The 24898-nt window shown below is 31.1% G+C and carries 25 protein-coding genes; 21 read left to right on the forward strand and 4 right to left on the reverse strand.

Annotated features, from left to right (window positions below):
- Positions 1 to 6 precede the first annotated feature (6 nt).
- From A9CBEGH2_RS11230 to A9CBEGH2_RS11260, 7 genes are all read left to right on the forward strand, one after another.
- The gene (locus tag A9CBEGH2_RS11230) at positions 7 to 1113 is read left to right on the forward strand and encodes a polysaccharide pyruvyl transferase family protein (RefSeq protein WP_163104850.1); all 1107 of its coding nucleotides are present in this window, start codon (positions 7 to 9) and stop codon (positions 1111 to 1113) included.
- Positions 1114 to 1123: 10 nt separating this feature from the next.
- Positions 1124 to 2245 (forward strand): Coenzyme F420 hydrogenase/dehydrogenase, beta subunit C-terminal domain, encoded by a 1122-nt coding sequence (locus A9CBEGH2_RS11235; protein WP_163104852.1) that lies wholly within the window; start codon positions 1124 to 1126, stop codon positions 2243 to 2245.
- 28 nt (positions 2246 to 2273) lie between these two features.
- Positions 2274 to 3275, forward strand: coding sequence for a glycosyltransferase family 2 protein (locus A9CBEGH2_RS11240; RefSeq protein ID WP_163104854.1), 1002 nt, complete (start codon positions 2274 to 2276; stop codon positions 3273 to 3275).
- 47 nt (positions 3276 to 3322) lie between these two features.
- Positions 3323 to 4453, forward strand: coding sequence for an EpsG family protein (locus A9CBEGH2_RS11245; RefSeq protein ID WP_163104856.1), 1131 nt, complete (start codon positions 3323 to 3325; stop codon positions 4451 to 4453).
- Between the two features lie 15 nt (positions 4454 to 4468).
- On the forward strand, positions 4469 to 4630 hold the full coding sequence (locus tag A9CBEGH2_RS11250; protein WP_163104858.1) for a hypothetical protein: 162 nt from the start codon (positions 4469 to 4471) through the stop codon (positions 4628 to 4630).
- Positions 4631 to 4742: 112 nt separating this feature from the next.
- Positions 4743 to 5816: a polysaccharide pyruvyl transferase family protein gene (locus A9CBEGH2_RS11255; protein ID WP_163104860.1), complete on the forward strand. Its 1074-nt coding sequence runs from the start codon at positions 4743 to 4745 to the stop codon at positions 5814 to 5816.
- The gene (locus A9CBEGH2_RS11260) at positions 5800 to 7206 is read left to right on the forward strand and encodes an oligosaccharide flippase family protein (RefSeq protein ID WP_163104862.1); all 1407 of its coding nucleotides are present in this window, start codon (positions 5800 to 5802) and stop codon (positions 7204 to 7206) included. Before A9CBEGH2_RS11255 ends, A9CBEGH2_RS11260 begins: the two co-directional genes overlap by 17 nt.
- A 142-nt stretch (positions 7207 to 7348) precedes the next feature.
- Here A9CBEGH2_RS11260 and A9CBEGH2_RS11265 read toward each other — a convergent pair whose 3' ends face one another.
- The gene (locus A9CBEGH2_RS11265) at positions 7349 to 8086 is read right to left on the reverse strand and encodes an ATP-binding protein (protein ID WP_115715828.1); all 738 of its coding nucleotides are present in this window, start codon (positions 8084 to 8086) and stop codon (positions 7349 to 7351) included.
- Positions 8079 to 9611: an IS21 family transposase gene (gene istA, locus A9CBEGH2_RS11270; RefSeq protein WP_115715827.1), complete on the reverse strand. Its 1533-nt coding sequence runs from the start codon at positions 9609 to 9611 to the stop codon at positions 8079 to 8081. The genes A9CBEGH2_RS11265 and istA overlap by 8 nt, the downstream gene beginning before the upstream one ends.
- Positions 9612 to 9788: 177 nt before the next feature.
- Between istA and A9CBEGH2_RS11275 the strand changes: the two genes are divergently transcribed.
- The 4 genes from A9CBEGH2_RS11275 to tnpA all read left to right on the forward strand — a co-directional run bounded on the left by A9CBEGH2_RS11275 (position 9789) and on the right by tnpA (position 12557).
- The gene (locus A9CBEGH2_RS11275; protein WP_163104864.1) at positions 9789 to 11231 is read left to right on the forward strand and encodes a coiled-coil domain-containing protein; all 1443 of its coding nucleotides are present in this window, start codon (positions 9789 to 9791) and stop codon (positions 11229 to 11231) included.
- Entirely contained in the window at positions 11186 to 11986 is an 801-nt protein-coding gene (locus tag A9CBEGH2_RS11280; RefSeq protein WP_118277809.1) for a coiled-coil domain-containing 22 family protein, read from the forward strand. The genes A9CBEGH2_RS11275 and A9CBEGH2_RS11280 overlap by 46 nt, the downstream gene beginning before the upstream one ends.
- Positions 11983 to 12168: a hypothetical protein gene (locus A9CBEGH2_RS11285; RefSeq protein ID WP_118277810.1), complete on the forward strand. Its 186-nt coding sequence runs from the start codon at positions 11983 to 11985 to the stop codon at positions 12166 to 12168. The genes A9CBEGH2_RS11280 and A9CBEGH2_RS11285 overlap by 4 nt, the downstream gene beginning before the upstream one ends.
- A 113-nt stretch (positions 12169 to 12281) precedes the next feature.
- A complete protein-coding gene (gene tnpA / locus A9CBEGH2_RS11290; RefSeq protein WP_163104086.1) occupies positions 12282 to 12557 on the forward strand; it encodes an IS66 family insertion sequence element accessory protein TnpA in 276 nt (91 codons plus the stop codon).
- Positions 12558 to 13239: 682 nt separating this feature from the next.
- On the opposite strand, the gene A9CBEGH2_RS11300 is transcribed toward tnpA, so the two are convergent.
- Positions 13240 to 13467 (reverse strand): DUF2589 domain-containing protein, encoded by a 228-nt coding sequence (locus A9CBEGH2_RS11300; RefSeq protein ID WP_163104867.1) that lies wholly within the window; start codon positions 13465 to 13467, stop codon positions 13240 to 13242.
- 334 nt (positions 13468 to 13801) lie between these two features.
- Here A9CBEGH2_RS11300 and A9CBEGH2_RS11305 point away from each other — a divergent pair, with 334 nt between their 5' ends.
- The 8 genes from A9CBEGH2_RS11305 (at position 13802) to A9CBEGH2_RS11335 (ending at position 22413) form a co-directional block, all read left to right on the forward strand.
- Entirely contained in the window at positions 13802 to 14494 is a 693-nt protein-coding gene (locus A9CBEGH2_RS11305; RefSeq protein WP_163104868.1) for an ATP-binding protein, read from the forward strand.
- A gap of 74 nt (positions 14495 to 14568) precedes the next feature.
- Complete coding sequence (locus A9CBEGH2_RS11310) at positions 14569 to 15036, forward strand: Gfo/Idh/MocA family protein (protein ID WP_408609163.1); 468 nt, start codon at positions 14569 to 14571, stop codon at positions 15034 to 15036.
- A 453-nt stretch (positions 15037 to 15489) separates the two neighbouring features.
- Positions 15490 to 16527 (forward strand): Rpn family recombination-promoting nuclease/putative transposase, encoded by a 1038-nt coding sequence (locus tag A9CBEGH2_RS11315; RefSeq protein ID WP_163104869.1) that lies wholly within the window; start codon positions 15490 to 15492, stop codon positions 16525 to 16527.
- 310 nt (positions 16528 to 16837) lie between these two features.
- Positions 16838 to 18658 carry a TOTE conflict system archaeo-eukaryotic primase domain-containing protein gene (locus A9CBEGH2_RS12450; RefSeq protein WP_197739432.1) on the forward strand — a complete coding sequence of 607 codons (1821 nt, stop codon included), beginning with the start codon at positions 16838 to 16840 and terminating at the stop codon, positions 18656 to 18658.
- A gap of 57 nt (positions 18659 to 18715) precedes the next feature.
- A complete protein-coding gene (locus A9CBEGH2_RS12455; protein ID WP_197739433.1) occupies positions 18716 to 19801 on the forward strand; it encodes a helicase-related protein in 1086 nt (361 codons plus the stop codon).
- Between the two features lie 445 nt (positions 19802 to 20246).
- The gene (locus A9CBEGH2_RS11325; RefSeq protein WP_115715825.1) at positions 20247 to 21158 is read left to right on the forward strand and encodes a PD-(D/E)XK nuclease family transposase; all 912 of its coding nucleotides are present in this window, start codon (positions 20247 to 20249) and stop codon (positions 21156 to 21158) included.
- Positions 21159 to 21207: 49 nt separating this feature from the next.
- A complete protein-coding gene (locus A9CBEGH2_RS11330; protein ID WP_115715824.1) occupies positions 21208 to 21420 on the forward strand; it encodes an RpnC/YadD family protein in 213 nt (70 codons plus the stop codon).
- Positions 21421 to 21624: 204 nt separating this feature from the next.
- Positions 21625 to 22413 (forward strand): sugar-binding protein, encoded by a 789-nt coding sequence (locus A9CBEGH2_RS11335; RefSeq protein WP_115715823.1) that lies wholly within the window; start codon positions 21625 to 21627, stop codon positions 22411 to 22413.
- A gap of 303 nt (positions 22414 to 22716) precedes the next feature.
- On the opposite strand, the gene A9CBEGH2_RS11340 is transcribed toward A9CBEGH2_RS11335, so the two are convergent.
- Complete coding sequence (locus tag A9CBEGH2_RS11340; protein WP_157964931.1) at positions 22717 to 22884, reverse strand: hypothetical protein; 168 nt, start codon at positions 22882 to 22884, stop codon at positions 22717 to 22719.
- Between A9CBEGH2_RS11340 and A9CBEGH2_RS12740 the strand changes: the two genes are divergently transcribed.
- A complete protein-coding gene (locus A9CBEGH2_RS12740) occupies positions 22816 to 23115 on the forward strand; it encodes a DUF6431 domain-containing protein (RefSeq protein ID WP_353511647.1) in 300 nt (99 codons plus the stop codon). The two genes, A9CBEGH2_RS11340 and A9CBEGH2_RS12740, sit on opposite strands and share 69 nt — an antisense overlap.
- Positions 23116 to 23209: 94 nt before the next feature.
- Positions 23210 to 24655, forward strand: coding sequence for an ISL3 family transposase (locus A9CBEGH2_RS11345; protein WP_163104599.1), 1446 nt, complete (start codon positions 23210 to 23212; stop codon positions 24653 to 24655).
- The last annotated feature ends 243 nt before the right edge of the window (positions 24656 to 24898 follow it).

Raw genomic sequence — 24898 nt, forward strand, 5'->3', positions numbered from 1 at the left:
AGATAAATGAAAGTTGCGGTTATCACTAGGCATGCTATTACTAATTATGGTTCTATTCTTCAATCAATAGCAACTCAAAAAATGATATCTAAGCTTGGACATTCAAGTGTAATCATTAATTATATCCGAGAAGATGAAAATTACAAAAATCATGAAAAAACTTTACTTAATAGAAAAAGCTCATGGAACAATAATTTTTTTAAAAGAACAATTTATTTAATATTGCGCCAACCTTTCAGTGTATACTCGGGAAAAAGATTTGAAAAATATCAAAAAGATTATCTTAAGTTAACAGATTTATGTACAAATAAGAATGAAATAGAAAATGAATGTACAGATGTCGATGTTTTTATGACTGGAAGCGATCAAGTTTGGGGTCCTATGGAAAATGGTGAATATGATGATGCTTACTGCTTATCTTTTGTTGGTAATAATAAAAAGAAAATAGCTTATGCTGCTAGTTTAGGTAGAACGGATATGAATGATGACTTAAGAAGTTATTTCAAACATTGGTTATCACGATATACCAAAATTGCTGTGAGGGAGGATAGCGCTGTCGAAATATTAGATTCACTCGGTATTCAAGCTGATCAAGTTTTAGACCCAACATTAATGTTGGGAAGAGATGAGTGGAAAGAGTTTTTAGATAAAGATTTTAATAAAGGTAAATACATTCTTGTTTACCAACTGCATAATGATGAAAAATTATCTACTTATGCCAAAAAAGTCAGTGAAAAAACAGGTATGCCTTTAATTAGAATTTCAGCATCTTTTCATCAGTTGTTAAGAGGAGGTAAATTTCAATATTTACCAACTATAAACGAATTCTTGTCTTATATTGATAACGCTGAATGTTTAATTACTGATTCATTTCACGGAACGGCATTTGCAATTAATTTAAACACAACTTTTGTTGAAGTATTGCCTAATAATAAAACAGGGACTAGAAATTTAAGCATTTTAAGGTTAACACATTTGGAAGATAGAATCTTAACCGATATTAATGATGTTGGTTTGGCAAAAAATAAAATTGATTATACAAAAGTAAATAAAATATTAAAAGAAAAGCAAATTGAATCGATGAAAATTTTAAAAAATATGATTGAAGATTAGAGGTGTAAATGTGAAGACAGTATGTGACTTAGACGATTGTACTGGATGTATGGCCTGTATTGATATTTGTGGTAAACATGCTATTTCAATACAAGACAATTTAAAAAGTTATAATGCAGTAATTGATCAAAATAAATGCGTTAATTGTGGCTTATGTACAAAGGTATGTCAGAACAATTACAAAATTCAATCTTGCCAACCTACAAAATGGTATCAAGGTTGGACTAATGATGAACAAGATCGCCTAAAAGCTTCCTCAGGAGGTTTTGCAACCGCAATAGCAAAGTCATTTATTAAAAATAAAGGAATAGTATATAGTTGTGTTTTCAAAAATGGCGAATTTATATTTGAAAGCGCAAAAAATGAAAATGAAGTTGATAAATTTACAGGCTCTAAATACGTTAAGAGCAATCCAATCAATCTTTATAAAAATGTCTTAAATGATTTAAAAAGCGGTAAAAAGGTTTTAGTTATTGCTCTGCCTTGTCAAATTGGTGCTTTAAAACAATATATTAAACAAGAATTTCAACAAAACTTGTATACGGTTGACCTAATATGTCATGGTACACCATCACCAAATTTTTTAGAGATGTTCTTAAATCAGTATAATAAATCTTTAAAAATGTTTAATTCAATTATCTTTAGAGTTAAAGCAAAAATGCAAATCCATGGCAACAATGAAGGCATTGTTACTAAGGGAGTTAGCGATAAATATACAATTGCATTTTTAAATGGTCTTACATATACAGATAATTGTTATAAATGTAAGTATGCAAAGTTAGAGAGAGTATCTGATATAACAATTGGTGATTCATGGGGTTCTACACTGTCGGAAGATGAAAGAAAAAAAGGTATTTCACTTGCTTTATGTCAAACAAAAAAGGGAATAGAATTATTAGGTGAATCAAATTTATGTTTAAAGGATGTTGATTTAAATGAGGCTATTAATAATAATCATCAATTGAAAGCACCATCAACTACTCCTAGTCAAAGAAATAACTTTTTTAACGGAGTAAAAAAACATAAAAGGATTAATTTTTTGATTTTCATAATTTATCCAAGACAATCTATCAAACAAGATGTAAAAAATCTATTAATAAGAATAGGGGTTATTCGAAAAATTAATGGATAGTATTAAAATAGGAGATAGGAGTGAATAGATGATAAGTTTAATTATACCAGTCTTTAATGTAGATGTAGCATTATTGAAATGTTTGTTGGAAAGCATTACACTGAAGAGTGATTTTGAATTTGAAATTATCATTGTGGATGATTGTTCGACGAATATAGATTTATTAAATTTTGAATCTTATATAGAAAATCAGCCTCATTGTAAAGTTATCTCAACTGGTAAAAACTCAGGACCAGGAGTTGCTAGAAATATTGGAATTGAAAATGCTAATGGTAATTGGTGTATGTTTGCTGATGCGGATGATTTTTATTCACAAGGGGCAATTAAAATTGTTAATTCAACACTGATTAATAATAATCCAAATGCAATAATATTTGACTATAATATAGTAGCTGGAAATACTGTTAAAATGAAATCCTTAAGTAATTCTGATCAATATATTTCCAAGTCAGAAATACAAGAGCTTCTTGTTGGAAGTACAGAGTTAAACAATATATGGAGATGTGCCTTTTCGTTAGATATTATAAGAGAGAACAATGTATCTTTTCCCTCAGATATGCGCAATGGAGAGGATTTTATTTTCATGATAGAATACTTTAAACATTGTGATGAAGTGATTCATCTAAAAAAACCTCTTTATAATTATAGAATAAATGAAAATGGAATTACTCAAAATTTCACACTTTCGAAAATAGATGATGCAGTGAAGACTCTTCAATATAGATATCAATTATTAGATTTAAACTTTCACGAAAATACAAAAGCAAATATAAGTTTGTTTATTCAAAATAAGTATATTCAAGTATTATTCGATTATATGGCTCTAGCTTATAAAAATAAGGAATTCTCGTATGTTCAGATAATTAAAAATAATAAGTATTGTCAAAGATTATTAAATGATAAAAGTGAAAGTTTAGTCACTAATTTGAAAAGAAAAATAATTATAAGTTATAACCCACTTCTATTGATTTTCTTTTATACCATAAAGGAATGTGTGAAGAGTTTTGTTATAAAAATTAGAAATTTTTAAAGTCAATATAAGGATTAATTTCTATATTTTTGGAGGTATAAAATTATATGATTCAATATTTACTCACTTTCAGTATATCAAGTATTTTTATCTATATATCTAAATATATAAAAAGAAATCAGAGGTGGATATTATTTTTTATTGCTTTATTTATTCCATGTTTCTTAGCGGGCATAAGATCAGAAATAATTGGAACGGATGTAAACGTATATCTTATGCCAATCTACAATGCGGCTGAGAAAGCAGGAAATTTCAATGAATACTTAAATACAAGCTGGTTTAATATTTATCGCTATAATAGTGTCAAAGAATATGAAATTGGATTTATCACTGTAATTTATGTACTTGTAAAAATGTTTCACAGTATCTTTGTAGTTAAATTTTTTATACAATTTTTAATAATATATCCGATATATTTTGCATTAAAAAAGTATGGTGAAAAGACATTAATTTGGATAGGAATGTTAATATATTTTTTATTGTTTTTTAATCAATCCTTAAACATAATGAGACAGTATATTTCTATGTCATTTGTCTTTTTAGCGATAGTTGGTTTTATAAAAACAAATGATTTTAAACATTATGTCATATTTCAATTAATAGCATTAACATTTCATAGTAGTTCATTAATTGGATTAGGAATATTTTTTATTTACAAATTCTTATATAGAAATGAAGTCAATAGCATAACTGTTTTAAATAAAAGAGTAATGTATATATCCATTCTTGGATTACTATTGTTGTTATCTCCAACATTGATATCGAAATTTTTAGCGCAGATTGGATTGAACTCTTATTCTCTTTACATAAAAGGAGAATTAACTTTTATGCCAAATCAAATAATTATACGGTTACCATTGCTTATTCTTTCGTTAATAAATTGGAATAAGATGTGTAAAAAATCAGAATACTTCCATTTCTATTTTTGTATGCTAATATTTACTATATTATTTGCACAATTAGCTGGTTCGAGTCAATTTGGTGCAAGAATTGCTATTTACTTTGCAGTATTTCAAATAGTTTTATGTATTCAATTATGCAAGACAATAGGAAGAAATCAAATAAATATGGTGATATTGAATATAGGCATTATTGCATATTATCTTTTTTATTGGTGGTTTTATTATGCATATATGGGAATGGATGCTACCGTTCCGTTTATATCAATATCTAATTAATGATAGGAGAGTAAAATGAAAAAAATTGGTTTATTAACACTGGGTTCAAAAAGTTTTAATTATGGCGGAGTATTGCAACAATTTGGATTGTTTCAAACAATTAATAATTTAGGCTTTGAATGTGAAATAATTGATTATGATGTTAATTCTGAATTAAATATGTTTAGTTATAAATGAAACATTCCCATTTATTTTCTACTTTGATGCTCTTTTGTAATATGGATTTATTTCTTATAAATACAGAAAGGAAAAAGGATTTTGAATATATATATAAATTCTAGGTTTGAGAATGGAACGAAATTTAAAAAAAGTTTATTTAAAATGTTATTATTGTAAAAATCTTGGTGATGATATTTTTATAGATATTATATCTAAAAGATATCCAAATATTATTTTTAACATTTATGGTGACGATAATTACATGAACAAAAATAATATCAAAATTATAAATCGAAATTTATTTACTAAATTGGTGAATAAAATACTTATGATGTTAACAAATGGAAAAATAAATATTGAAACGTTTTTTTCTAAGAGATGTGATTTTAATGTTATACTTGGAGGTTCGATGTTTATAGAGAAAGAATTAAATCCTTATGAATACCTAAATAAGAAAAAAACATTTATTTTAGGGATAAATTTTGGGCCTTACAGTAGCGAACAATATTATAATTACTGCTTTAACTATTTTAGTGATGCTAAGGATGTTTGTTTTAGAGATCAAAAATCATATGATTTGTTTAATAAAATTGAAACTGCTAGAATAGCTCCAGATATTGTATTTTCACTAGATAATAAAAATGATGATTATTGTAGCAAAAGAATCATTATTTCACCAATTGATTGTACAAATCGTTTTGGTAAAAAAGTTAGAGAGAAATATGAAAGTTTTCTTAAACAAATTATTTGTTTGTATATTGAAAAAGGATTCTCAGTTGGTCTAATGTCATTTTGTAAGCAAGAAAATGATCATATAGTCGTTAAGAGGTTATATGAAGAAATTAATAGTCAGCAAGTAGATTGTTTTTATTATGAAGGAAACATAAATGAGGCAATTGATTATATCAACAATTCTTCAATAATTGTAGGATCTCGTTTTCACGCAAATATTTTAGGTATTAAGTTAAATAAGTCAATAATACCAATCGCATATAGTGATAAAACAATCGATGCGCTCAATAATTTAGGATTTGATAAATATATATTTGATATAAGAAAAATTGATGAATGGAATCTTACAAGTATAGATGATGAGTATTTATGTAATAAAATAGATGTTTCTAGAATAACTAAAGAAGCTGAAAATCATTTTTCTAAATTAGATTTAGCATTGAGAGGACATATTGATGGAGAGAGAAAATAAATTAATAAAAAACACAATGATAGTGGCAGTTGGAAAAATATGTACTCAATTTATTAGCTTCTTCTTACTTCCATTATATACTGCAGTATTAACGGCTAGTGAATATGGAGTCGTTGATTTGGTAAACACTTTTGTTTCTTTATTGATGCCAATAATATATTTGCAAATAGAACAAGCTGTATTTAGATTTTTAATAGATGCAAGAGAAAATAGAGACAATACAAGGAAAATTATTTGTTCTACATTCATATTTGTTACGATTTTAACTTTTTTTCTACTATTTTTCTATTTTTTCTTTGCAAAATATATTGTTAATGAATATAAATTGTATTTAGTTTGTTTGTTAATTGTTTCAATGTTTTCAAATATTAGCTTACAAATTACAAGAGGAATCGATGATAATTTTACTTACTCTGTAGGTAGTTTGATATCAGGAGCAGGTCATGTTATAATGAATGTAATTTTTATTTGCTACTTTAATTTAGGAGCAATTGGAATGCTTTTGGCATCAATAATTTCTAATATAATGTGCTTTTTATATGTTTTTTTCAAAAAGAGATTATGGAAATATATCTTATCATTTTCATTTGATACTGCTATTATAAAAAAAATGTTAAAATATTCTATCCCTTTGATACCTAATCAATTATCATGGTGGGTTGTTAATGCATCAGACAGAACATTAATACTATATTTTATAGGTGTAAACGCTAATGGGATCTATTCGGCAGCAAACAAATTTTCAGCAATAGTAATTTCTATTTTTAACATTTTTAATTTGACGTGGTCCGAATCTGCTTCACTTGCAATCAAAGATAAAGATAAGGCCCATTTTTATAGTAAAGTTATAAATCAGTCAATGAAATTTTGTTACTCATTATGTTTCGGTATCATTGCAATCATGCCTTTTGTGTTCAAATATGTTATAACTGGAGAGTCATTTTCTGAAGCTTATTTTCAAATACCTATTTTAATTATATCTGTAATTTTTAATGTGGTTGCATCTTTAGTAGGATCAATATATATAGCTTTAAAAAAATCTGGAGAGATTGCAAAAACTTCTTTTTTTGCAGCAATCTTTAATATTGCCATTAATTTATTGTTAATTAAATACATAGGTTTATATGCTGCTTCATTCTCTACATTGGTTTCTTATTTTACGATGGCAATTTATAGATTGGTAGATGTGCAAAACTATGTACAGATATCATTAGATTTTAAATTTATGTCCGTAAGTTTTGTAGTACTTTTAGAAATTGTTGTAATATATTATATTAATTCATTTTTGTTGAGCATAATTGGTTTAATAACAGTTTTATTATACTCTATAATTTATAATAAACATATAATTAAATCATTTTTTACCGCTATAATAAATAAGGTAAGTTAAATATAGTATTCTATGAGTATTACATCGCAATAACGACATCATAATAATTAATCGATGACAGTGTGTTAACCTAATGACGACACCATCTCACTAAACGACGACAGTGAAAACCTGCTCTTAACGGGCAGGTCATTTTATAATGTTAAGATTTATTTTCTCGTGTTCTCATGGATTTTTCACCTTTTATATGAATGAGGTAAGAATTAGCTACGACTCGGTCTAAAATTGCGTCCGCAACAGCACCTCCTCCAAGATTTGCATGCCATCCTTCTGGAAGAAACTGTGATGCGAAAACTGTCGATTTGCATCCATATCTTAATTCCAGCAATTCAAGAATATCAGACTGCTGCTGTGAAGTTGTTGGGTTCAACAGCCATTCATCAATAATCAACAATTCAGCTCTTGCATAGTATTTTAGTTTCTTCTTATATGACTCCTTGTTTCTGGCTTGATCTAGTTCATAAAGCAAATCTGGAAGTCTGATGTATTTGACATTTTTCGCTTTCTTGCAGGCTTCATTTCCTAAAGCAGATATGTAAAACGTTTTTCCAGCTCCTGTAGCACCTACTACAATTACATTAAGATGTTCATCTATGTAATCGCATTCTGCAAGTTTTAGAGTTAATACCTTATCGATTTCTCTATCTGGATAAAATCGTATATCACTGACACTAGCTTCAGGCATTCGTATGTTTGATCTTTTTTTGATTCCATAGATCAGTTTATTATGTTTATCGTCAGCTTCTCCATCAATCAAAAGAGCAAATCTTTCATCAAAAGAAAGTTCAAGATATGCTTTGTTTGTAGACTGATTCTTATAAAGTTCAGCCATCTTGGTTAAGTTCATTTTCATTAGTTTCTCATAATTTTGATTAATCATGTCTGTATCCTCCGTAGTATGAAGCACCTCTTACAAGCGCATAATCATTCGATTTATTTTCTTCTTTCATTTCTTGAATGTTTTCAATTACTGCCTTAAAATTCCTATGTATAGGTGTGATATTCTTTTCGATAATTATTCCTGACGCCTGTTCCAGTATTTGTGAGGAATATTTATCTTTTAATTTAAGAATCGTTATACACTGATTGTATACCTGCTGTTCGACTCTGGCATTTATGAAGATACTAGATATCACCTTATACGTATTAGGGCCTATCGTTTTTGCCCAGTTGAGGATTCTCTCCTGGTTCCATTCACCATAGGCTCTATGGTTTTCAGGCATATGTTCTTTATTCGTAACATATTTGTTTACACCGCTTAAAATCCTTGGATGTGTTGCGATACGAACATGCCTGTCATAGATTTCTATAACTCTGGATGTGATTCTTATTTGTACTTCTTTCTTAAAATACTGATAAGGAACTGAATAATAATTTCTCTCAAACTGAATGTGGTAGTTGAAAGATACTGTAGCTTTTTTCCAGATAGCATATTCATATGGCAATTCAGGAAGTGCAGACAGATACTCTTTTTCTTCGTTTTCAAACACATAACTTCTTGAATAGTCTCTTTTTTGGAATGGCTTATCATTTAATTTATTTACTTCATCAGTGATACGCTCATTGAGTTCTTCCAATGTACAGAATTTTACATCTCTTAAACGTGCAATAATTTGACGTGTCATATAGCCAACAGATCCTTCAGTAGAGTTTTTATCCTTTGGATGACGTACTCTAGCTGGGACAATGGCGGTTTCATAATATTCAGCCATTTCATAATAGGCTGGATTTAAGATGATTTCTTCATACTTTTTATGGGAAATCACCGCGGTCTTACAGTTATCGCAGATGCACATCAAAGGAACGCCACCAAAAAAGTTATACATATCAATATGATGATTTATCCATGATTCTTCTTTCATATCCATGGTAGCCTGAGCAAACATATACTGACTAAACGGCAATACCCCAACAAATAAATATGCTTTTCTTATTACATTGGTAAGTGTTCTGTCATAGATTGGAATCGTTGTCCCGGCCCAGTCCACCTCACACCTTTCGCCAGGTTTACGTTCTATATGCATAGTAAGTTTGTTTATATCAACATAAGATTTATAAACATTACAAAACTGCGTATATTTAAGATAAGATTCATTTAGGGCAATGCACTCTTCTACATACTCTTCCCACAACAGCATTAACGTAACACCTTTGCGTTTCAATTCTTCATGAATATATTTACAATCAGGTCGTCTCTTTAAAATCACCTCCTCCGGTTTCTTTGTAAACAGTTCATCAAATGCATCATCGTCCATATCTTTTATATCATCATAGGTAAGATTTAGATCTTTCATTTTTTTAATAGTGTTTCGCACACGTCGATCTGAAACCTTAAGTGTTTTACAAATATTTCTTTGCGACATGCCCTGATGGTTAAGACGAACGATATTCTTGTCTTTGGACATAAAAAATCCTCCTTTCCTTAGAATCTGTAGATATCTGTCTACGTTTACATTCTAAGTCCAGAAGGACGTTGCAGAGCATTAAAATTTTATTTTGATAGTGTCGTCATTGAGATGTGACATTGACGTCATATGATTAACACACTGTCGTCACTCCATTAACATGGTGTCGTTCTCTAATTGAAATATTCAAGCTTGTTAGATATCGTATACTGTTCTGTATCAGGCATTAGTAATTTACCGGAAATTGCACATACTTTGCAATCAGATTTATTAAAAGCAATTTCTGACAGTGAGTTGACAATGAAATCTTTTAGCAATGAATCAGAAATTGTTATAAATTCTTTAAATAATGTTTATCCTTGTTTTAGTGAGAATGATATTAAGACAGGAATACAGTTATTGGCTAAAACTGCCGATATAGCCCGTAAAATGACAGATAAATCTATAGAAATGAAAAACACTTTTTTAAAATGCTTAGATCAAACTGAAACAGTATTGCATAATACATATAGCAATAACCAAAAACTTTTAGAAAAAAAAGACGAAATCCAAAATCAAATAGCAGAGGTAAAAGCGGAACTTGCTTCTATGGAAATTCTCCAACAAATCCTTCAAGAACAAATTGAAAATATGAATCATGAATACATTGAATTATCTAAGAAAGCGGAATCAGCTGAAAAACGTGCATATTCTTTAGAACTTACGGGTGCAATCATGGGAGGATTAGGTGGTTTGATATCTAATATTTTTCCAATTAAAGATTTAGTATCTTCCGTATCAGAAACTCCCCAAACTTCTGAAACTGATTCTTTTAATACAGATGATGTAAATCCAGCAGATAATTCCAAAATCCAGTCAGTAGAAAAAGAAGTTCAAGACTTAAAATCGAAAAAAGATGCATTAACAAGAGAAATTAATTCCTTAACAGAAGAAATTAAGGCCCATCCATCCGATATGGAACAAAAACGAGAGCTTCTTAAGAAAAAACAAGAGGAGTACGATAAAACTGAACAGGAAATTATTGCACAAGAAAAAACTATTGAAAAAGTCTCTACTGCTTTAAAAAACATAGGAAATAGTTTTACAACTGCTGCTGAACATCAAAATGCTACGTTGGAATCTTATAATAAGCGTCTTGAAGAACTTTATAGATTACAACAGGAAGTTAAATCAAAAGATGCTACGAATAAAGCATCAATCACTAAATATAAGGAAACATTGGCAGCATCAGTGAACAACCGTGCTAATTTAGAAATTCCTTTACAGGCACTGACTGTATCGATTAGTAGTATGCGACGTATCGTAACAATATTAAATGAAGTAATTCTTTTTTGGAAGAGTATTGAAGCATGTTGTGAAGCATTGGCTAATACGAAATTTTGGAATGAAATATCTATTGACGAAAATCAACAGAAGTTTTATGAAAAAAGAATGTTTGTACAACCATTCGCTGACTATCATATTCAATGGGAAGCACTTTATCTTGTTTGTTTAGATTATGTGGATTCTATGAATGAAGTTCGTACTAAACTGAGTGATACTATTGCCCAAGCAGAAGGAGAACCGGAACTACAATGGGACAAGGCTATACAGAAGGCCAAGAATTTAAAAGTTATTTAACAAATTGTTTTAGCGAACTTAATTCTTATATACAAGCACCACAATCGCGAATGCTTTGTGCTGCAAAGTCAGTGGAACCCAATAAAGCTATTGAATTAAAAATTGAAACTCTTCAAATTGAAGCTTTGCATATGAAAAAATTAGCAAATACACAGTATGAAGAATTTTCAGAAATGAAAAAAGAACTGCTTAAAATGAATTCTAAAATTATGGATGAAATAGATTTCAGCAATCAATCTCTAAATGAATGGAAACAAGAATTAGCATATTTGGAAACGGCTTTAAATGAATTTAATATGCAGACACAGAAAATAGATCAAGAAATTGAATCAATTCAAGAAGAAATAAAGGAAGTTAATAAGAAAAGAGAAAAAGCTAGCAAATGGTATTATCTAATTATTCCAGGTTATAATCTATATTTAGCAATTGATGCAAGTATCAATGCTAACAACAATCGACTTGTACAGCTTAAGAAAAAAATTGATCAAAGAGAAGATGAAAGAAAGACCATATTGCAGAAAATTAAAAATATTCATGAGCGAGTAATAAAAAGTGAGGATACTAATAATAAAACGGTTCAACTTCTTATAGAATTAAAAAATTATATTGTAGATATTTCACAAAAAATAACGATTGCAGGAAATGAAATAAAAAAGTGGAATGAACTTTATATTAAGTATGGATTTATGAAGCTTGATCTTGAAAATGGATTGCATATTGACTCTTATCATCTAGAAATTTTGGAACTAAAATGAAAGATTTATTCGAATATTTAAGAGTTCAATTAAATTTGGATTATATTTCTGATTTAACTTTAAATGAAAATATAGAAAAAGTTGAGTCTCTTATAAAAACTATAGATTATGAACAATTTTCTAAAAAACAATGGGAAGATTTATCAGAATATCTAAATAAAGCCTGTCAGAAAAAATACTGACAGGTTTTTTGTTACGGAAAACTCAGCGAAGTACCGTAAGCGTCAAATAGAATACACCTATTTTTAGTTGGTATCCTTATGAGATAATTATGCCACCAGGGAGGTGGCATTTTATGCGTAAACGATATGACTGGGAATCTATCTTTAATGACTTTGCTTCAAGTGGTTTAGCCGCAAAGCAGTTTTGTCTTGAAAGGAATTTAAACTATCATTCTTTTATAAATAAGAGAAAACAAATAAAAAAGAATTCTAGTTCTTTTCTTCCTGTTGTCATAAGTGTTCCATCTGATAAGATTTCCTTCTCTTTTGATGGTCATATAATAGAAGTAGATTCATCCATCAATGATGATGCTCTTTGTCGTGTCATCAATGCACTGAAGTCATCATGATTAGTTTTGAAAAGATTCCAAAGCTCTACATAGCTTGTGGCCCTACCGATTTGCGTAAAGGAATTGATGGCTACGCACATATCATACAGGATACATTCAAGGTAACCGCAAAGTAATCCGTGTATTGAATCTAGCTTGATTCTGGTTCATAATTGTCAGTGTTAATAAATTAAATAGTATTTTGAGTGACTCAGTTTACTATTAATAGTAATTAGAGTATTAAAAAAAGACTACATCTTACTATATAGTCTTCTTACACGCTCTTTGTATATCTGGATGCTATGGTAAAAACTCTTCATAATATTCCTTGAGTATTCCGCTCACTCAGAGCCACTTTGTCCGCAATTGAGAGCCACCTAATCCGGTAAGAGAGCCAATACATAAAAAATACATTAATCCATAAATAGGGCCACCTCTTGGTGTAAGATTATTTTGTAGGATAAATTCCTACAACTTGCACGACAGGAGGTGTTTTTTATGCAAGTAGAAAAGCAGATTCTCAAATTACGGTAAGCGTCAAATAGTTTTCATCAATTTCTTTTTCATCTCTTATTACAGTTGAGGAAAAAGAGGTTGTGGTGAAATACTAGTTTCCAGCACATCAAGAACTCTTTCCAAACGTTCAGGAAGCTCATGGTTGTTTGCTTGTACATTTACGTTCATTTCATCATTTTTTAAAGTGTCATCGGCCTCTTCGCTTTTTTTTATGACAATCAAAAGTTGAATTTCGAATACGATTTTGATTGTCAAAGGCAACTTTATTGATAAAATCTGCTGTGCTTTTAGCTAATTGTTCCTGTGCTTTCGCTGCCTCCGATAAAGGTCCACCAATTAAATCTTTCATATCTAATCCAGTAAACCTACTACCGATCGAATTACACTTTTCAGAAATTTTATCTTTTTTATTCATAATGATTTCCCTCACTTTATATATATGTCGAATATTTATAATACTTTTTCAATATAAGTGTATCACTTAAAAGTATAGAAAGAAAGAGAAAGCTTTTATCATAAAAAACGAATAAATTTATAGCTGTATTAAGGGGACACGATATATGAAAAAATAACACTTTCTGGAAAGGAGTTATTCCAAATCAATAAAAAACCTAGAATTTCTAAAGGGTTTATAGAAGTGAAGGTAAAAGGATGAAAGATGTCGTAATTTTTTTACGGGATATAGCTGCTTAAATTTTGTATATTCGTTATACTTTGGATAGAAAACAAAAAAGAGGAAGGTAGGTTATATGTTAAAACGATTTTCTTTAAAAAATTACAGGAATTTTAAAGATGAAATAATGATAAATTTTGAAGATATAGCAGGATATCAGTTTAATACTGAGTGTATTACAAATGGCATTCTTTCTAAAATGTTAATTTATGGGAAAAATGCGACCGGGAAAACAAATTTGGGAAGAGCGCTTATGGATATAAATACAACCCTTTATCCTGGTTTTCGAATGCAAGCAAATGAAAATTTTATGAATGCAGATTCGGATGAATCTTTTGCATCTTTTTCCTATACGTTTGAGTTTGATGATAAAGAGTTAATTTATAAGTATGAAAGATACAGCGTGGATAAATTAAAAAGAGAAGAGTTGATAATTGACAATGTAACTATCTTTATTTGTGAATTTGATGATAAAAATTTTAATTTTGAGAATTTGAATTTTATAAATGCAGAAACAGCAAATACACAAAGATACGTGCAATCTTTGGAAAGTGATGAAATGGAGGAAGCTATAGAAATGCAACTTCCTTTCCTCAGATGGCTAATACATAATGTAGCTTTTGATAATGATTCTATATTGCTTAAATTGGATAATTATGTTCAAAAGATGATTATGATTATTACTGGTAATAATAAAAGAATGATTCCTATGATGAATGAAAGGTTTTATCAACTTTTGGAGAGTGAAAACCATTTACATCTACTTTAGAAGAATTTGATATATTATCAAACTATGCAAGAGAACATTCTTTATTCCTTTTTGAAGCAATTGTAACTGCACATATGCCAAATTATTTAAAAATCAAAGAACAGATTTCTCGTTTAGGTACCATACGTATGGTACAATGCAATTTCTCACAATATTCCAGCCGCTATGATAAATTTTTAAACGGTGAAACACCAAATGTTTTCTCACCAGCTTTTTCTGGAGGAGCTTTGGCAGATATTAATATTTATAATCTTCACTTTGTCATTGGCTTATTTGGAAAACCTGAAAATGTACACTATTATCCTAATAAACATGAAAATGGTATTGATACAAGTGGAGTTGCTATTTTAGAATATCCAACTTTTAAAGCTGTCTGTGTGGGATGTAAAGATACAAGAAGCAAATGCATCTCTCAGATTCAAGGAGAAAAAGGATATATTACTTTAGAATCAGAAACAAGCAAATGTTCAAAATTCAGTGTAAACATTCAAAATACAAGTGAAGATTTAAGTGTTGAACAAAATGATGACGCATTATATTAAGAAACAAAAGAATTTGTACGTATTTATAATGCAAATGATTTAGAAACTTGTTATAGAAAACTGGAATATTCCAGAGTAGTTATGGAAACTTATGAAACTTTACGAAAAGATGGTGGAATTATCTTTTCTGCAGATACGATAAAAAGAATATAATTAGGAAAGAAAAAAACATAAAAATTTATTTTTCTATTCAAAAAACAAGATTATGTAAAAAGACTATGATTTTTAGAGTAAAACTAATGTTCTCTTATTTTCATAGTCTTTTTTTTAATTTTTCTATTTTTTTTTTGTATTTTTACCTATTTATTTCGTATAAGTTAGTGAACAGGGTAATGTATGCCTTGTATATCACGATATCGGTATAGACAAACAATATTCATATTTTTATAATGAAGATGAATATGTATCATCTTTCCGATATCCGTAAAAAAAGAAAGGAAATAGGTGATGCGTATGTCAAATCTGGATATTTTATCCAGGGATTTCTGGAAGGACAACAAACGTTTTGCGGATTTATTCAACACGGTCTTATACGATGGAAAACAGGTCATTCTTCCTGAAAAACTGATGGAGGCAGACAGCAATCTGTCAGGAAGCATTCAGACAAAAAAGAAGGAAGATGTCTTTGTTGAAAGAAGGGCAGATCTAATTAGAAAGTTTGCAGGGAACAGTGAATATGCCATCTTCCTGCTGGAAAATCAAAGCCATATCCACTATGGGATGCCTTTGCGGGTAATGATGTATGATGCCTTAGGGTATCGTGAAGAATGTGCAAAGAAGAAAAGAGAAAACAAAAAGAATGCAGTTTATGCAAACAGGGATGAATTTCTGTCAGGAATGCGAAAAGAAGAAAGGATCCATCCTGTATTTACCTTAGTAGTATATTATGGAGAAAAACCATGGGATGGACCAAGAAGACTGAAGGATATGATGGTGGATATGCCAAAATGGATGGAGAAAAGCTTCAGCGACTATTCTATGAATCTGCTGGAAATACGGTCAAGTGAACATGCATTTCGAAACGAGGATGTAAGCAGGCTTGTTTATATGATCCAGCACATTTACAGAAAACAGATAGAAGAGATGAAAAAAGAATGTGCAGATGTGTATGTAAAAAAAGATGTCATAAAACTGGCAGGAGTCATAACAGAAAATGAAGAAATCATAAGGTATGCGGAAGAACATAAAGAAGAGGAGGTACTAAATATGTGTGAAGCAACGAAACAGTGGGAAGAAAAAATAAGAAATGATGTCATCAACATGATGGGAGTAAGAAAAGAAGGAGAAGAAAACCTTGCACCTGAAGAAGCAATTGAAAGATTAAAACTAAAAGAAAAAATAGAGGGAGAAGCAAAAGGAAAAGCTGAAGGTATTCTTGAGGGCAAGGTAAAAGGAAAGGCTGAAGAAAAAATGGAAATAGCAGAGAAAATGAAGGCAGAAGGATTTGACAATGCTTTGATCGAAAAACTAACAGGAATCCTTCTACATTAGAATTACATATGAAATTATTTATGTAATTTAAAGTGTATTAAGAGTAGTTTGGTAAATGAAATTGAAACTTTAAAAATTCAAGAGGCTATATGTCTTAAAACAGTTTGAAACATGGTTTGGAGCTCGTAATTATATTATTTACATAGCTCCTTTTTTACTGCTTTGGTTCTTTTTAATTTGAAATAAAAACCTGGCTATATCTTTGCATTTTAATAAATGATAAAATAACCATTAGAAATGGATTTATTGTGGCAGTATTTTTTCGCTTTCTATCTAAAACAAAACATTGTTATATGTTAAGGAGATTATTATGAGAAGCTATATAGAAAATATTAGTGCACTACAGAAGCAAATAAATGAATTGCAGTTAGAAAATGAATTATTAAAACGTATATTGGATGATTCAGGAATTTCTTATAATGAACGTATTCATAAAATGAGAGAAGATGATAATTGCGAAGAATATGAAGAAAATCAGGGAAAAAGGATTGTTCATCCAAGTTGTATTAGCGATAAAATGGCAAATTTATTTTATGCAAGATTTTGGGGAAGAATGGATGTTTATGCCAAAAGGTATGAGAAAAAAGATACAAAAGAAGCAGGGTATTATCCACAATGTTACAATTTTTGGAAAGATGTTTGTCCGAAAAAATATGGTCATAAAATAAAATGCAAAGATTGTTTACACCAAGCTTATAAACAACTAACTAAGAACGACATTCTTAATCATCTTCTTGGTAAGTCTTATAATGGCTCTGATGTAATTGGAATATATCCTCTTCTAAAAGATAATCAATGCCGTTTTTTGGTTTTTGATTTTGATAATCATGAAAAAGATGCAGAGAAATATGATTTTGCTAATACGGATGATATGTGGAAAGAAGAAGTAAATGCTATGCGTAGCATTTGTATCTTAAATGGAATCGATCCTTTGGTAGAACGATCGAGATCTGGAAAAGGTGCACATATATGGATATTCTTTGATAAACCGATTCCTGCCTCTTTGGCAAGAAAATTTGGTTCTGCTTTATTAGAAAAAGGGGCAGAACAGGTAAATTTAAAATCTTTTAAATATTACGATCGTATGCTTCCAGCACAGGATGAATTAGAAGATAATGGATTAGGAAATTTTATTGCGCTTCCATTGCAGGGACAAGCGTTACATAAAGGAAATAGTGCATTTATTGACAGTAATTGGAATGCATATCCCAATCAATGGGAAGTTCTATGGAAGAAGCCCAAACTTTCTAAAGAATTTATAGAGGCAAAGGTAACAGAATGGACAGGATATGTTATGGGGGATATTTCTATAGAAGAACATAGGGATGAACCTTGGAAACAACAAAGTTTTCGCAAGGATGAGGTATATGGTGAAATGCATCTTATACTGTCTAATGGAATATATGTAGATAGTTTAAATTTAAAGCCTTCAATTCAAAACAAGATTCGAAGATTAGCAGCGTTTTATAATCCAATTTACTATAAAAATAAGGCAATCAAAGTTTCAAATTTCGCTATTTCAAAGTGGATATATTTAGGAAAAGATCATCTAAGTGGGTATATTGAAATTCCTAGAGGATTATATGATATCTTAATTAAAAAATTAGAGGAAGCAGGAATAAAATATACTCTTGAAGATGAACGGCAGAAAGGTAGATTTATCAATGTCTCTTTTAAAGGAAAATTGCGCAAAGAGCAAGAATCAGCATTATCGGAATTACAAAAATATGATAATGGTATTCTTCATGCTGCTACGGCTTTTGGAAAAACGGTTGTATGCAGTGCACTAATTTCTGAAAAAAAAGTAAATACTTTAATCCTGGTACAATCCTCTACATTGCTTACACAATGGGAAACCTCACTAGAGACATTTCTTGATATACAAGAAGATATGCCACAATATGAAACAAAGAGCGGCAGAATTAAAAAAAGGAAGAAACTGATAGGGAAATTACAAGGATCACAAGATTCTATGAATGGCATTGTTGATATTGCTATGGCAGGTTCTTTATGCAAGAAAGATAATTGGCACCCCATGTTAGAGAAATATGGGATGATTATTGTAGATGAATGTCATCATGCAGCATCTGATACGATTGCGAATGTATTAAAAGAGGTAAAAGCAAAATAGGTATATGGAGTTAGTGCTACACCAAAGCGTTCAGATGGATCAGAAAAAATAAATACTATGCTGCTTGGAGAAATTCGATATAGTTATACATCGAAAGAAAAAGCATTGACACAAGGAATAGAACATTTGGTATATCCTAGATTTACCAGGGCAGTTTGTCCCAGAGGAGATGCCAATACACTACATCCAAATGAAGCATATGATCTCATACGATATAACGATGTAAGAGATGAACAGATTTTATCTGATGTAAAAGAGTGTCTGGAAGCCGGAAGAACCCCTGTTGTATTAACAAAGTACAAAGATCATGCGGAAAAGCTGTATAAGAGAATTAAAGAGTATGCAGATAATGTATTTCTTTTAACAGGGAACAATTCAAAGAAAGAACATAAGCAAATTATTGAACGAATGAATAAAGTAGATGCAGATAGTTCTTTGGTGTTGGTAGCCACAGGGAGCTTGATTGGAGAAGGATTTGATTTTCCAAGGTTAGATACTTTAGTTATGGCCACCCCTATCTCTTTTCGAAGTGTAGTTGAACAATATGTAGGAAGGTTAAATCGTGATTATGAAGGAAAAAACAATGTTATAGTCTATGATTATATAGATAGCCATATACCTATCTTTGATAAAATGTATGCGAAAAGATTACGAGCATATAAACAAATAGGATATGCCGTATGTACAGGATTGTTTGTAAATGATAAGCAGGATGTAAATGCAATCTATGATGGGGATACTTATTATGAAGTTTTTAAAAAAGATTTATTAGAAGCAAATAAAAAAATTGTAATATCTAGTCCAGCAATCAGTACTTCAAAGGTGTATGAATTTATTGATTTCTTAAAAGAAAAACAATCTTTAGGTGTAGAAGTAACAGTTGTTACTTGGGAATCTGATTTGTATGGATATGGTGATAGTGCATTATGGATGAAATTACATGAAGATATGAGAAGAGCAGGATTTTATTTAAAATTGGTAAAGGAAACTTGTGAACATTTTGCCATTATAGATGAGGAATTGGTGTGGTATGGAAATATGAATTTGCTGGGTAAAGAGAAAATAGAGGATAGTATGATGCGAATCAAAGAGAAAAGTATTGCTTCTGAGTTGATGGAATTAACCTTTGGATTAAAGGTTTAGACCTCACACTGCTGATGTTATATTTGTTCTGTAATAATTAATGATAAATGAATACAGTAAAAAAGAAATCCTGATTCATCTAATGGAAGGATTTCTTTTCAGTTCTTTAACTTATTTATCAGTAAAATAATGAATTCTCATAATTATTAACTCTATTCATTATCACTATAAAAGAAAAATTTACTAGAATATTTTGCTGTCCATTTACAGGGTATAGTTTAGAAATACTGACAGGTTTTTAATTTCCATTTATCATATACTCTTGTTTATACCAATATGTATATGGTAAGTTATGAAAAGTTAGCGTATTATGATTATGATAGATATTATCATTCTATTGTAAATGATCTTATCTTAAAAAATTAAGATTCTTGCATTATTTTTTGTATTTTTCCTTCTTTTTCTCGTATTAAGTTATGTAGAGAGTTTTAGGAGGTGAAATACGATGCAGATAGAAGCTGCAGCGGCTATTGATCAGCTGTCAAACAAAGAAATAAGCTATGATGAATACTGCAAGAAGGTTCTTATGAACAAATATGTACTTTCCCATATTTCAAGACATGTCATTACGGAGTTTAAAGGAATGAGCATAAAGGAAGTTTTGACCTGTCTTGAACCAGATACAAAGGAAGGTATCAAACAAAGCGAAAAGATTAACGGCATGAATACAGAGGATATAACAGGAAAGGGTGGACTTGTTCGCTATGATGTACTATGTGGTCTGGGCTTGCCAAATCATGAAGGAAAAGTAGATATGTTCATGAATATTGAAGCACAGGGAAAAGACAATATGGGATATCCATTATTGAAAAGAAGCATATATTATGGAAGTCGTTTGCTGGTAAGGCAGAAGAATACACCCAATGGATTTCAAAAGACAAACTATGAGGATCTAAAGAAAGTGTATTCCATCTGGATATGCATGAAACACAGTAAAAAGAAAAGTGGTGTAATGAATCGCTATTCCCTGCATGAAGAACATTTGGGAACAGCTTATGCATTTCCAAAGAGACATTATGATTTGATGAACATTGTCATGATCTATCCCCCAAAAGAAGTAGAGGATATCCATGATGGGACATTCATGACACTTTTGTACATACTGTTTACATCAGGGATGGATTCAACGAAGAAAAAGGAACTGCTTACAAAAAACTATGGAATACCGATGACAAAAGAACTGGGAAAGGAGCTGGAAGAAATGTGTAATTTAAGTCAGTATATTAAAGAAGAAGGAATCCTACAGGGACGTAAGGAAGGAAAGGAAGAAGAAAAACTAGATATCGCAAAGAAAATGAAGGCAGAAGGATTTGACAATGCTTTGATTGAAAAACTAACAGGAATCCTTCTACATTAGAATTACATACAGAAAACCTCTTTGTTTGCCTATATACGAAGAGGTTTCAATGACAAAAGAACTTGGAAAGGAGCTGGAAGAAATGTGTAATTTAAGTCAGTATATTAAAGAAGAAGGAATCCTGCAGGGACGAAAAGAAGGACGCATAGAAGGAATTGAAAAAGGGAAAGTTGAAGAAAAAATGGATATCGCAAAGAAAATGAAACTGGAAGGTTTTAGTAAAGAAATGATCAAAAAACTTACTGGAATTGTTTTGAACTGATACTTTTTATATAGAAGTAATAAATAATATTAGAAATATATTCATCTGAATATCGAGTCACTATAACAACATCATTTATTTATGACGAGAAATCATGCCAACTCTTTATTAAATTTAAGTAAACGGTTACATTGTACATTGTATTTCGTATATTAGGTTGATATAATGAACATAAAGAAACATATCAATGAGAGGAGGGTAATAATGAAAAAGAGAAATTGCATGGTATCATTGATGTTGTTAGGAAGTATACTTGTTTTAGGAGGTTGTAAAGAAGAGGCTAATACAGATTCACAGTCATCGGCAGTAGCATATAATCAGGCAACAACTCCACATTATGATGTTGTAAAAAGAGAAGACAAAGCCGTTGTTGATGGTAAGTTAGATGAAAAAGTGTGGATAGATATTCCTGCAATTGCTGGTGGATTTCATTTTCCATGGGATGTGAAAGAGGCTCCATATACAGAGTTTAAAGGATATAATGATGGTACGGATTTTTACTTTAGTTTTACAGTAAAAGATAAAGATGTATTAGTGGATGAAAAATGGAAAGAAGACGAAAGTACTGTTGATAATGAAGATCGTGTAGAACTATTCTTTGCTGGTGGAAGTATTGATAAGCCAGGTAGTGAAGGTATGCCTAAATATTATGGAGTAGAAATAGATCCACAAGGACGTGTACATGATTATTCTATAGTTTATTATCGTGATTTTGATAGTAAGTGGAATTTAGATACATTGGAAACTAAAGCAACTAAAACAGATGATGGATATATAGTGGAAGGCAAGGTTTCACTAGACTCTTTACGTAAATTAAAACTAGTTAATGAGAAGGATGTAATGCGTACAGGTGTATATCGTGCAGAATTCTCGACGCCGAAAAAAGAAGGAGAAGATCCTGTCATGGAATGGATATCTTGGGTAGATCCAAAAACTCCTGCACCTGATTATCATGTAGATTCTTCATTTGGTGAATTTAGATTTTTGAAATAACATAGTAGAGTGGTCGTAACAGCTATTGAATGAAATGTGTCATTGAGCTGTACGACCTTTTCTTTTTGGTTATCCAAGAATAGTTAGGGTTAGGGGGTTACCCAAGATTACTTGGGGCAAGGAACTTACCTGCCCTTTTTTTGTTCCAAACTTTTTGGGGTTTCGTATTATACTATGATTGAAAGGATAATAACAGGCATTAAAAAAAGCAGTTACCATATTTTCTCACCCCGGCAACCGCTTTTCTGTGGCCCTGTTCGGTACCACTCACGTTACATCTATATTGTAATCACAATGAACAATTTAATCAATAAATTTAATATTACGATCCATACCATGGAATGTCCTCGTTGTCATGCGAAGGGTTCTTTGATTTTTTATGGACATCGTGTTCGTAAATTTATCTTTGTGACTCGCACTGTTTTGATCAATGCCCAGCGATGTCGGTGTAAAGAATGTGGTGCTATTCATATCATTCTTCCTTCTTTTGTAGTTCCAGGATTCAATCATGTCTATTTATCCATCCGAAAGGTTTTGAATAAAGAGCCTGACCGATCATTAGAAGATTCTTATTTCTACAGATTCATCAAAAGTTTTTTCCCACCTTTTCCAAAATCTTCAAAAGATTCGGATTATCTTGCCTTCTTACGCCGGAGCCCGCTTTTTCGAAAATTCGGTTCTTATGCATTTTTAAGTCGATAAAAACAGCGACCAACCTGATATGTATATCCAGATATGCCTGCTTCGCTTATAGTTAAGGTGTACGAAGACTTGCTTTATCAGGAGGTGACACAATATGCAAGACTTTACCAATTGCGAAGCTTCTATTTGCACAATCTTCAATCTGGATTCATCGATTTTAGAATCCTGTTCCTGTATTAGACGAAATGAACAGACGATCATCGATGTAAAGCTTTTGGATTCTCGACCAGCTTGTCCTGAATGTGGAAATCCCATCACGAAGATCAAGGGATATGTGACCAAGACCATCCAGCATTCATTACTGGCCGATAAAAAATGTGTTCTTCAATACCATGCCAGGCGATATATCTGCCCAATATGCCACAAAACGTTCTATGAATACAATCCTTTCGTCTTCCAGAACATGAAGATTTCTTCAGATCTGATGCTTCAGATCCTCAAGGACTTACAAGAACCTGGCGAAACCTTTACCCACGCAGCTAAGAGATATCATATTTCTCCAACTTCTGTTTCATCGATCTTCGATTCGGTTGTTTCGATTCCAAGGGCAAAACTGCCAGAAATCATGTGCACAGATGAAAACTATGCCTTTCATTCCAAAACACAAAACAGTAAGTACATCTGTCTTTTGATCGATCAGACCAATGGGCGGCCAATCGATATCTTGCCTAGTCGACGATATGAATATTTGGATAAGTACTTCTCAAATATACCAAAATATGAAATAGATCAGGTCCATATCATGATTACGGATATGTACGAACCATACCGCAGGATCATTAAAAAACATTTCAAAAATGCGATTCATGTGGTCGACCATTATCATGTTTCACAGGAACTGCACCGCAGAGTGGACAGGGTTCGCTTAAGGATCATGAACCCCCTGCGATGCATCAACACATCGAAACGCACCCAGGAACAAGAAGAAAACTATTATCTGTTAAAACACAAGAACGGACTCCTGTTCAAGCACTTTACAAGATCTAAAGGCGCCGATGGAAAACCACTTTTCGATATTTTAAGACCAAAAGAATATAATAAGGTTCTAAAACGATATATGAACCCATACGATTATGCCAATGCGCTTGTATCTATTCATCCGGATATAAACACGGCCTGGGAATTAAAGGATGAACTTACGGATTTCTATGTCTCGAACACACTTGAAACGGCACCTGCTGCTTTGAAAAAAGTCATCACTGATTTCAGAGAAAGCAATGTAGAAGAAATGGTCAAGTTTAGTTACACATTAGCCAACTGGCAAACCGAGATCATCAATTCTTTCTACATAGCCAAAACCGAATACAAGCTCTCGAGAAAGACAGGACAAATCACTGTCGGATATAAAAGGCTCAACAACGCACTGATGGAACGACTCAACGGAACCGTCAAGCTGATTACCAAGGCAGCCAACGGATATACCAATTGGGAACGATTCCGTAACCGATGCATGTTGGTCCTTGAAAAAGGCATAGAATTTGCAATCGACGAGAAAGACAAAAGCGTAAAGATGGTCGAAAAAAAGGAGCCCACCACCTAGGACAGGTGATGAGCCCTTTAGACCCTCTCAACGAAATAGGGTATATGCCGCCCCCAAGTAATCTCGAAGATCAAATTCAGCTAACCCCAACTATTTTTGGAGCACCTTCTTTTTTACAGACGGATATAGTTCATACATTTATAAGATTCTGAAATTTTTTTATGATAATTTTCTATGTTTTTTTTGTATTTTCACCTATTTGTTTCGTATAAGTTAGTGAACAGGGTAAATGTATGCCCTGTA

This window comes from Amedibacterium intestinale (assembly GCF_010537335.1).
GTDB classification, from domain to species: Bacteria; Bacillota_I; Bacilli_A; order Erysipelotrichales; family Erysipelotrichaceae; genus Amedibacterium; species Amedibacterium intestinale.

Excerpts from the sequence above, each read along its gene's own strand:
- A9CBEGH2_RS11230 (WP_163104850.1), top strand. The coding sequence starts at position 7 with ATGAAAGTTGCGGTTATCACTAGGCATGCTATTACTAATTATGGTTCT.
- A9CBEGH2_RS11240 (WP_163104854.1), top strand. The coding sequence starts at position 2,274 with ATGATAAGTTTAATTATACCAGTCTTTAATGTAGATGTAGCATTATTG.
- A9CBEGH2_RS11245 (WP_163104856.1), top strand. The coding sequence starts at position 3,323 with ATGATTCAATATTTACTCACTTTCAGTATATCAAGTATTTTTATCTAT.
- A9CBEGH2_RS11250 (WP_163104858.1), top strand. The coding sequence starts at position 4,469 with ATGAAAAAAATTGGTTTATTAACACTGGGTTCAAAAAGTTTTAATTAT.
- A9CBEGH2_RS11255 (WP_163104860.1), top strand. The coding sequence starts at position 4,743 with ATGGAACGAAATTTAAAAAAAGTTTATTTAAAATGTTATTATTGTAAA.
- A9CBEGH2_RS11260 (WP_163104862.1), top strand. The coding sequence starts at position 5,800 with ATGGAGAGAGAAAATAAATTAATAAAAAACACAATGATAGTGGCAGTT.
- A9CBEGH2_RS11265 (WP_115715828.1), bottom strand. The coding sequence starts at position 8,086 with ATGATTAATCAAAATTATGAGAAACTAATGAAAATGAACTTAACCAAG.
- istA (WP_115715827.1), bottom strand. The coding sequence starts at position 9,611 with ATGTCCAAAGACAAGAATATCGTTCGTCTTAACCATCAGGGCATGTCG.
- A9CBEGH2_RS11280 (WP_118277809.1), top strand. The coding sequence starts at position 11,186 with ATGGGACAAGGCTATACAGAAGGCCAAGAATTTAAAAGTTATTTAACA.
- A9CBEGH2_RS11285 (WP_118277810.1), top strand. The coding sequence starts at position 11,983 with ATGAAAGATTTATTCGAATATTTAAGAGTTCAATTAAATTTGGATTAT.
- tnpA (WP_163104086.1), top strand. The coding sequence starts at position 12,282 with ATGCGTAAACGATATGACTGGGAATCTATCTTTAATGACTTTGCTTCA.
- A9CBEGH2_RS11300 (WP_163104867.1), bottom strand. The coding sequence starts at position 13,467 with ATGAATAAAAAAGATAAAATTTCTGAAAAGTGTAATTCGATCGGTAGT.
- A9CBEGH2_RS11305 (WP_163104868.1), top strand. The coding sequence starts at position 13,802 with ATGTTAAAACGATTTTCTTTAAAAAATTACAGGAATTTTAAAGATGAA.
- A9CBEGH2_RS11310 (WP_408609163.1), top strand. The coding sequence starts at position 14,569 with ATGCCAAATTATTTAAAAATCAAAGAACAGATTTCTCGTTTAGGTACC.
- A9CBEGH2_RS11315 (WP_163104869.1), top strand. The coding sequence starts at position 15,490 with ATGTCAAATCTGGATATTTTATCCAGGGATTTCTGGAAGGACAACAAA.
- A9CBEGH2_RS12450 (WP_197739432.1), top strand. The coding sequence starts at position 16,838 with ATGAGAAGCTATATAGAAAATATTAGTGCACTACAGAAGCAAATAAAT.
- A9CBEGH2_RS12455 (WP_197739433.1), top strand. The coding sequence starts at position 18,716 with ATGCTGCTTGGAGAAATTCGATATAGTTATACATCGAAAGAAAAAGCA.
- A9CBEGH2_RS11325 (WP_115715825.1), top strand. The coding sequence starts at position 20,247 with ATGCAGATAGAAGCTGCAGCGGCTATTGATCAGCTGTCAAACAAAGAA.
- A9CBEGH2_RS11330 (WP_115715824.1), top strand. The coding sequence starts at position 21,208 with ATGACAAAAGAACTTGGAAAGGAGCTGGAAGAAATGTGTAATTTAAGT.
- A9CBEGH2_RS11335 (WP_115715823.1), top strand. The coding sequence starts at position 21,625 with ATGAAAAAGAGAAATTGCATGGTATCATTGATGTTGTTAGGAAGTATA.
- A9CBEGH2_RS11340 (WP_157964931.1), bottom strand. The coding sequence starts at position 22,884 with ATGAATAGCACCACATTCTTTACACCGACATCGCTGGGCATTGATCAA.
- A9CBEGH2_RS11345 (WP_163104599.1), top strand. The coding sequence starts at position 23,210 with ATGCAAGACTTTACCAATTGCGAAGCTTCTATTTGCACAATCTTCAAT.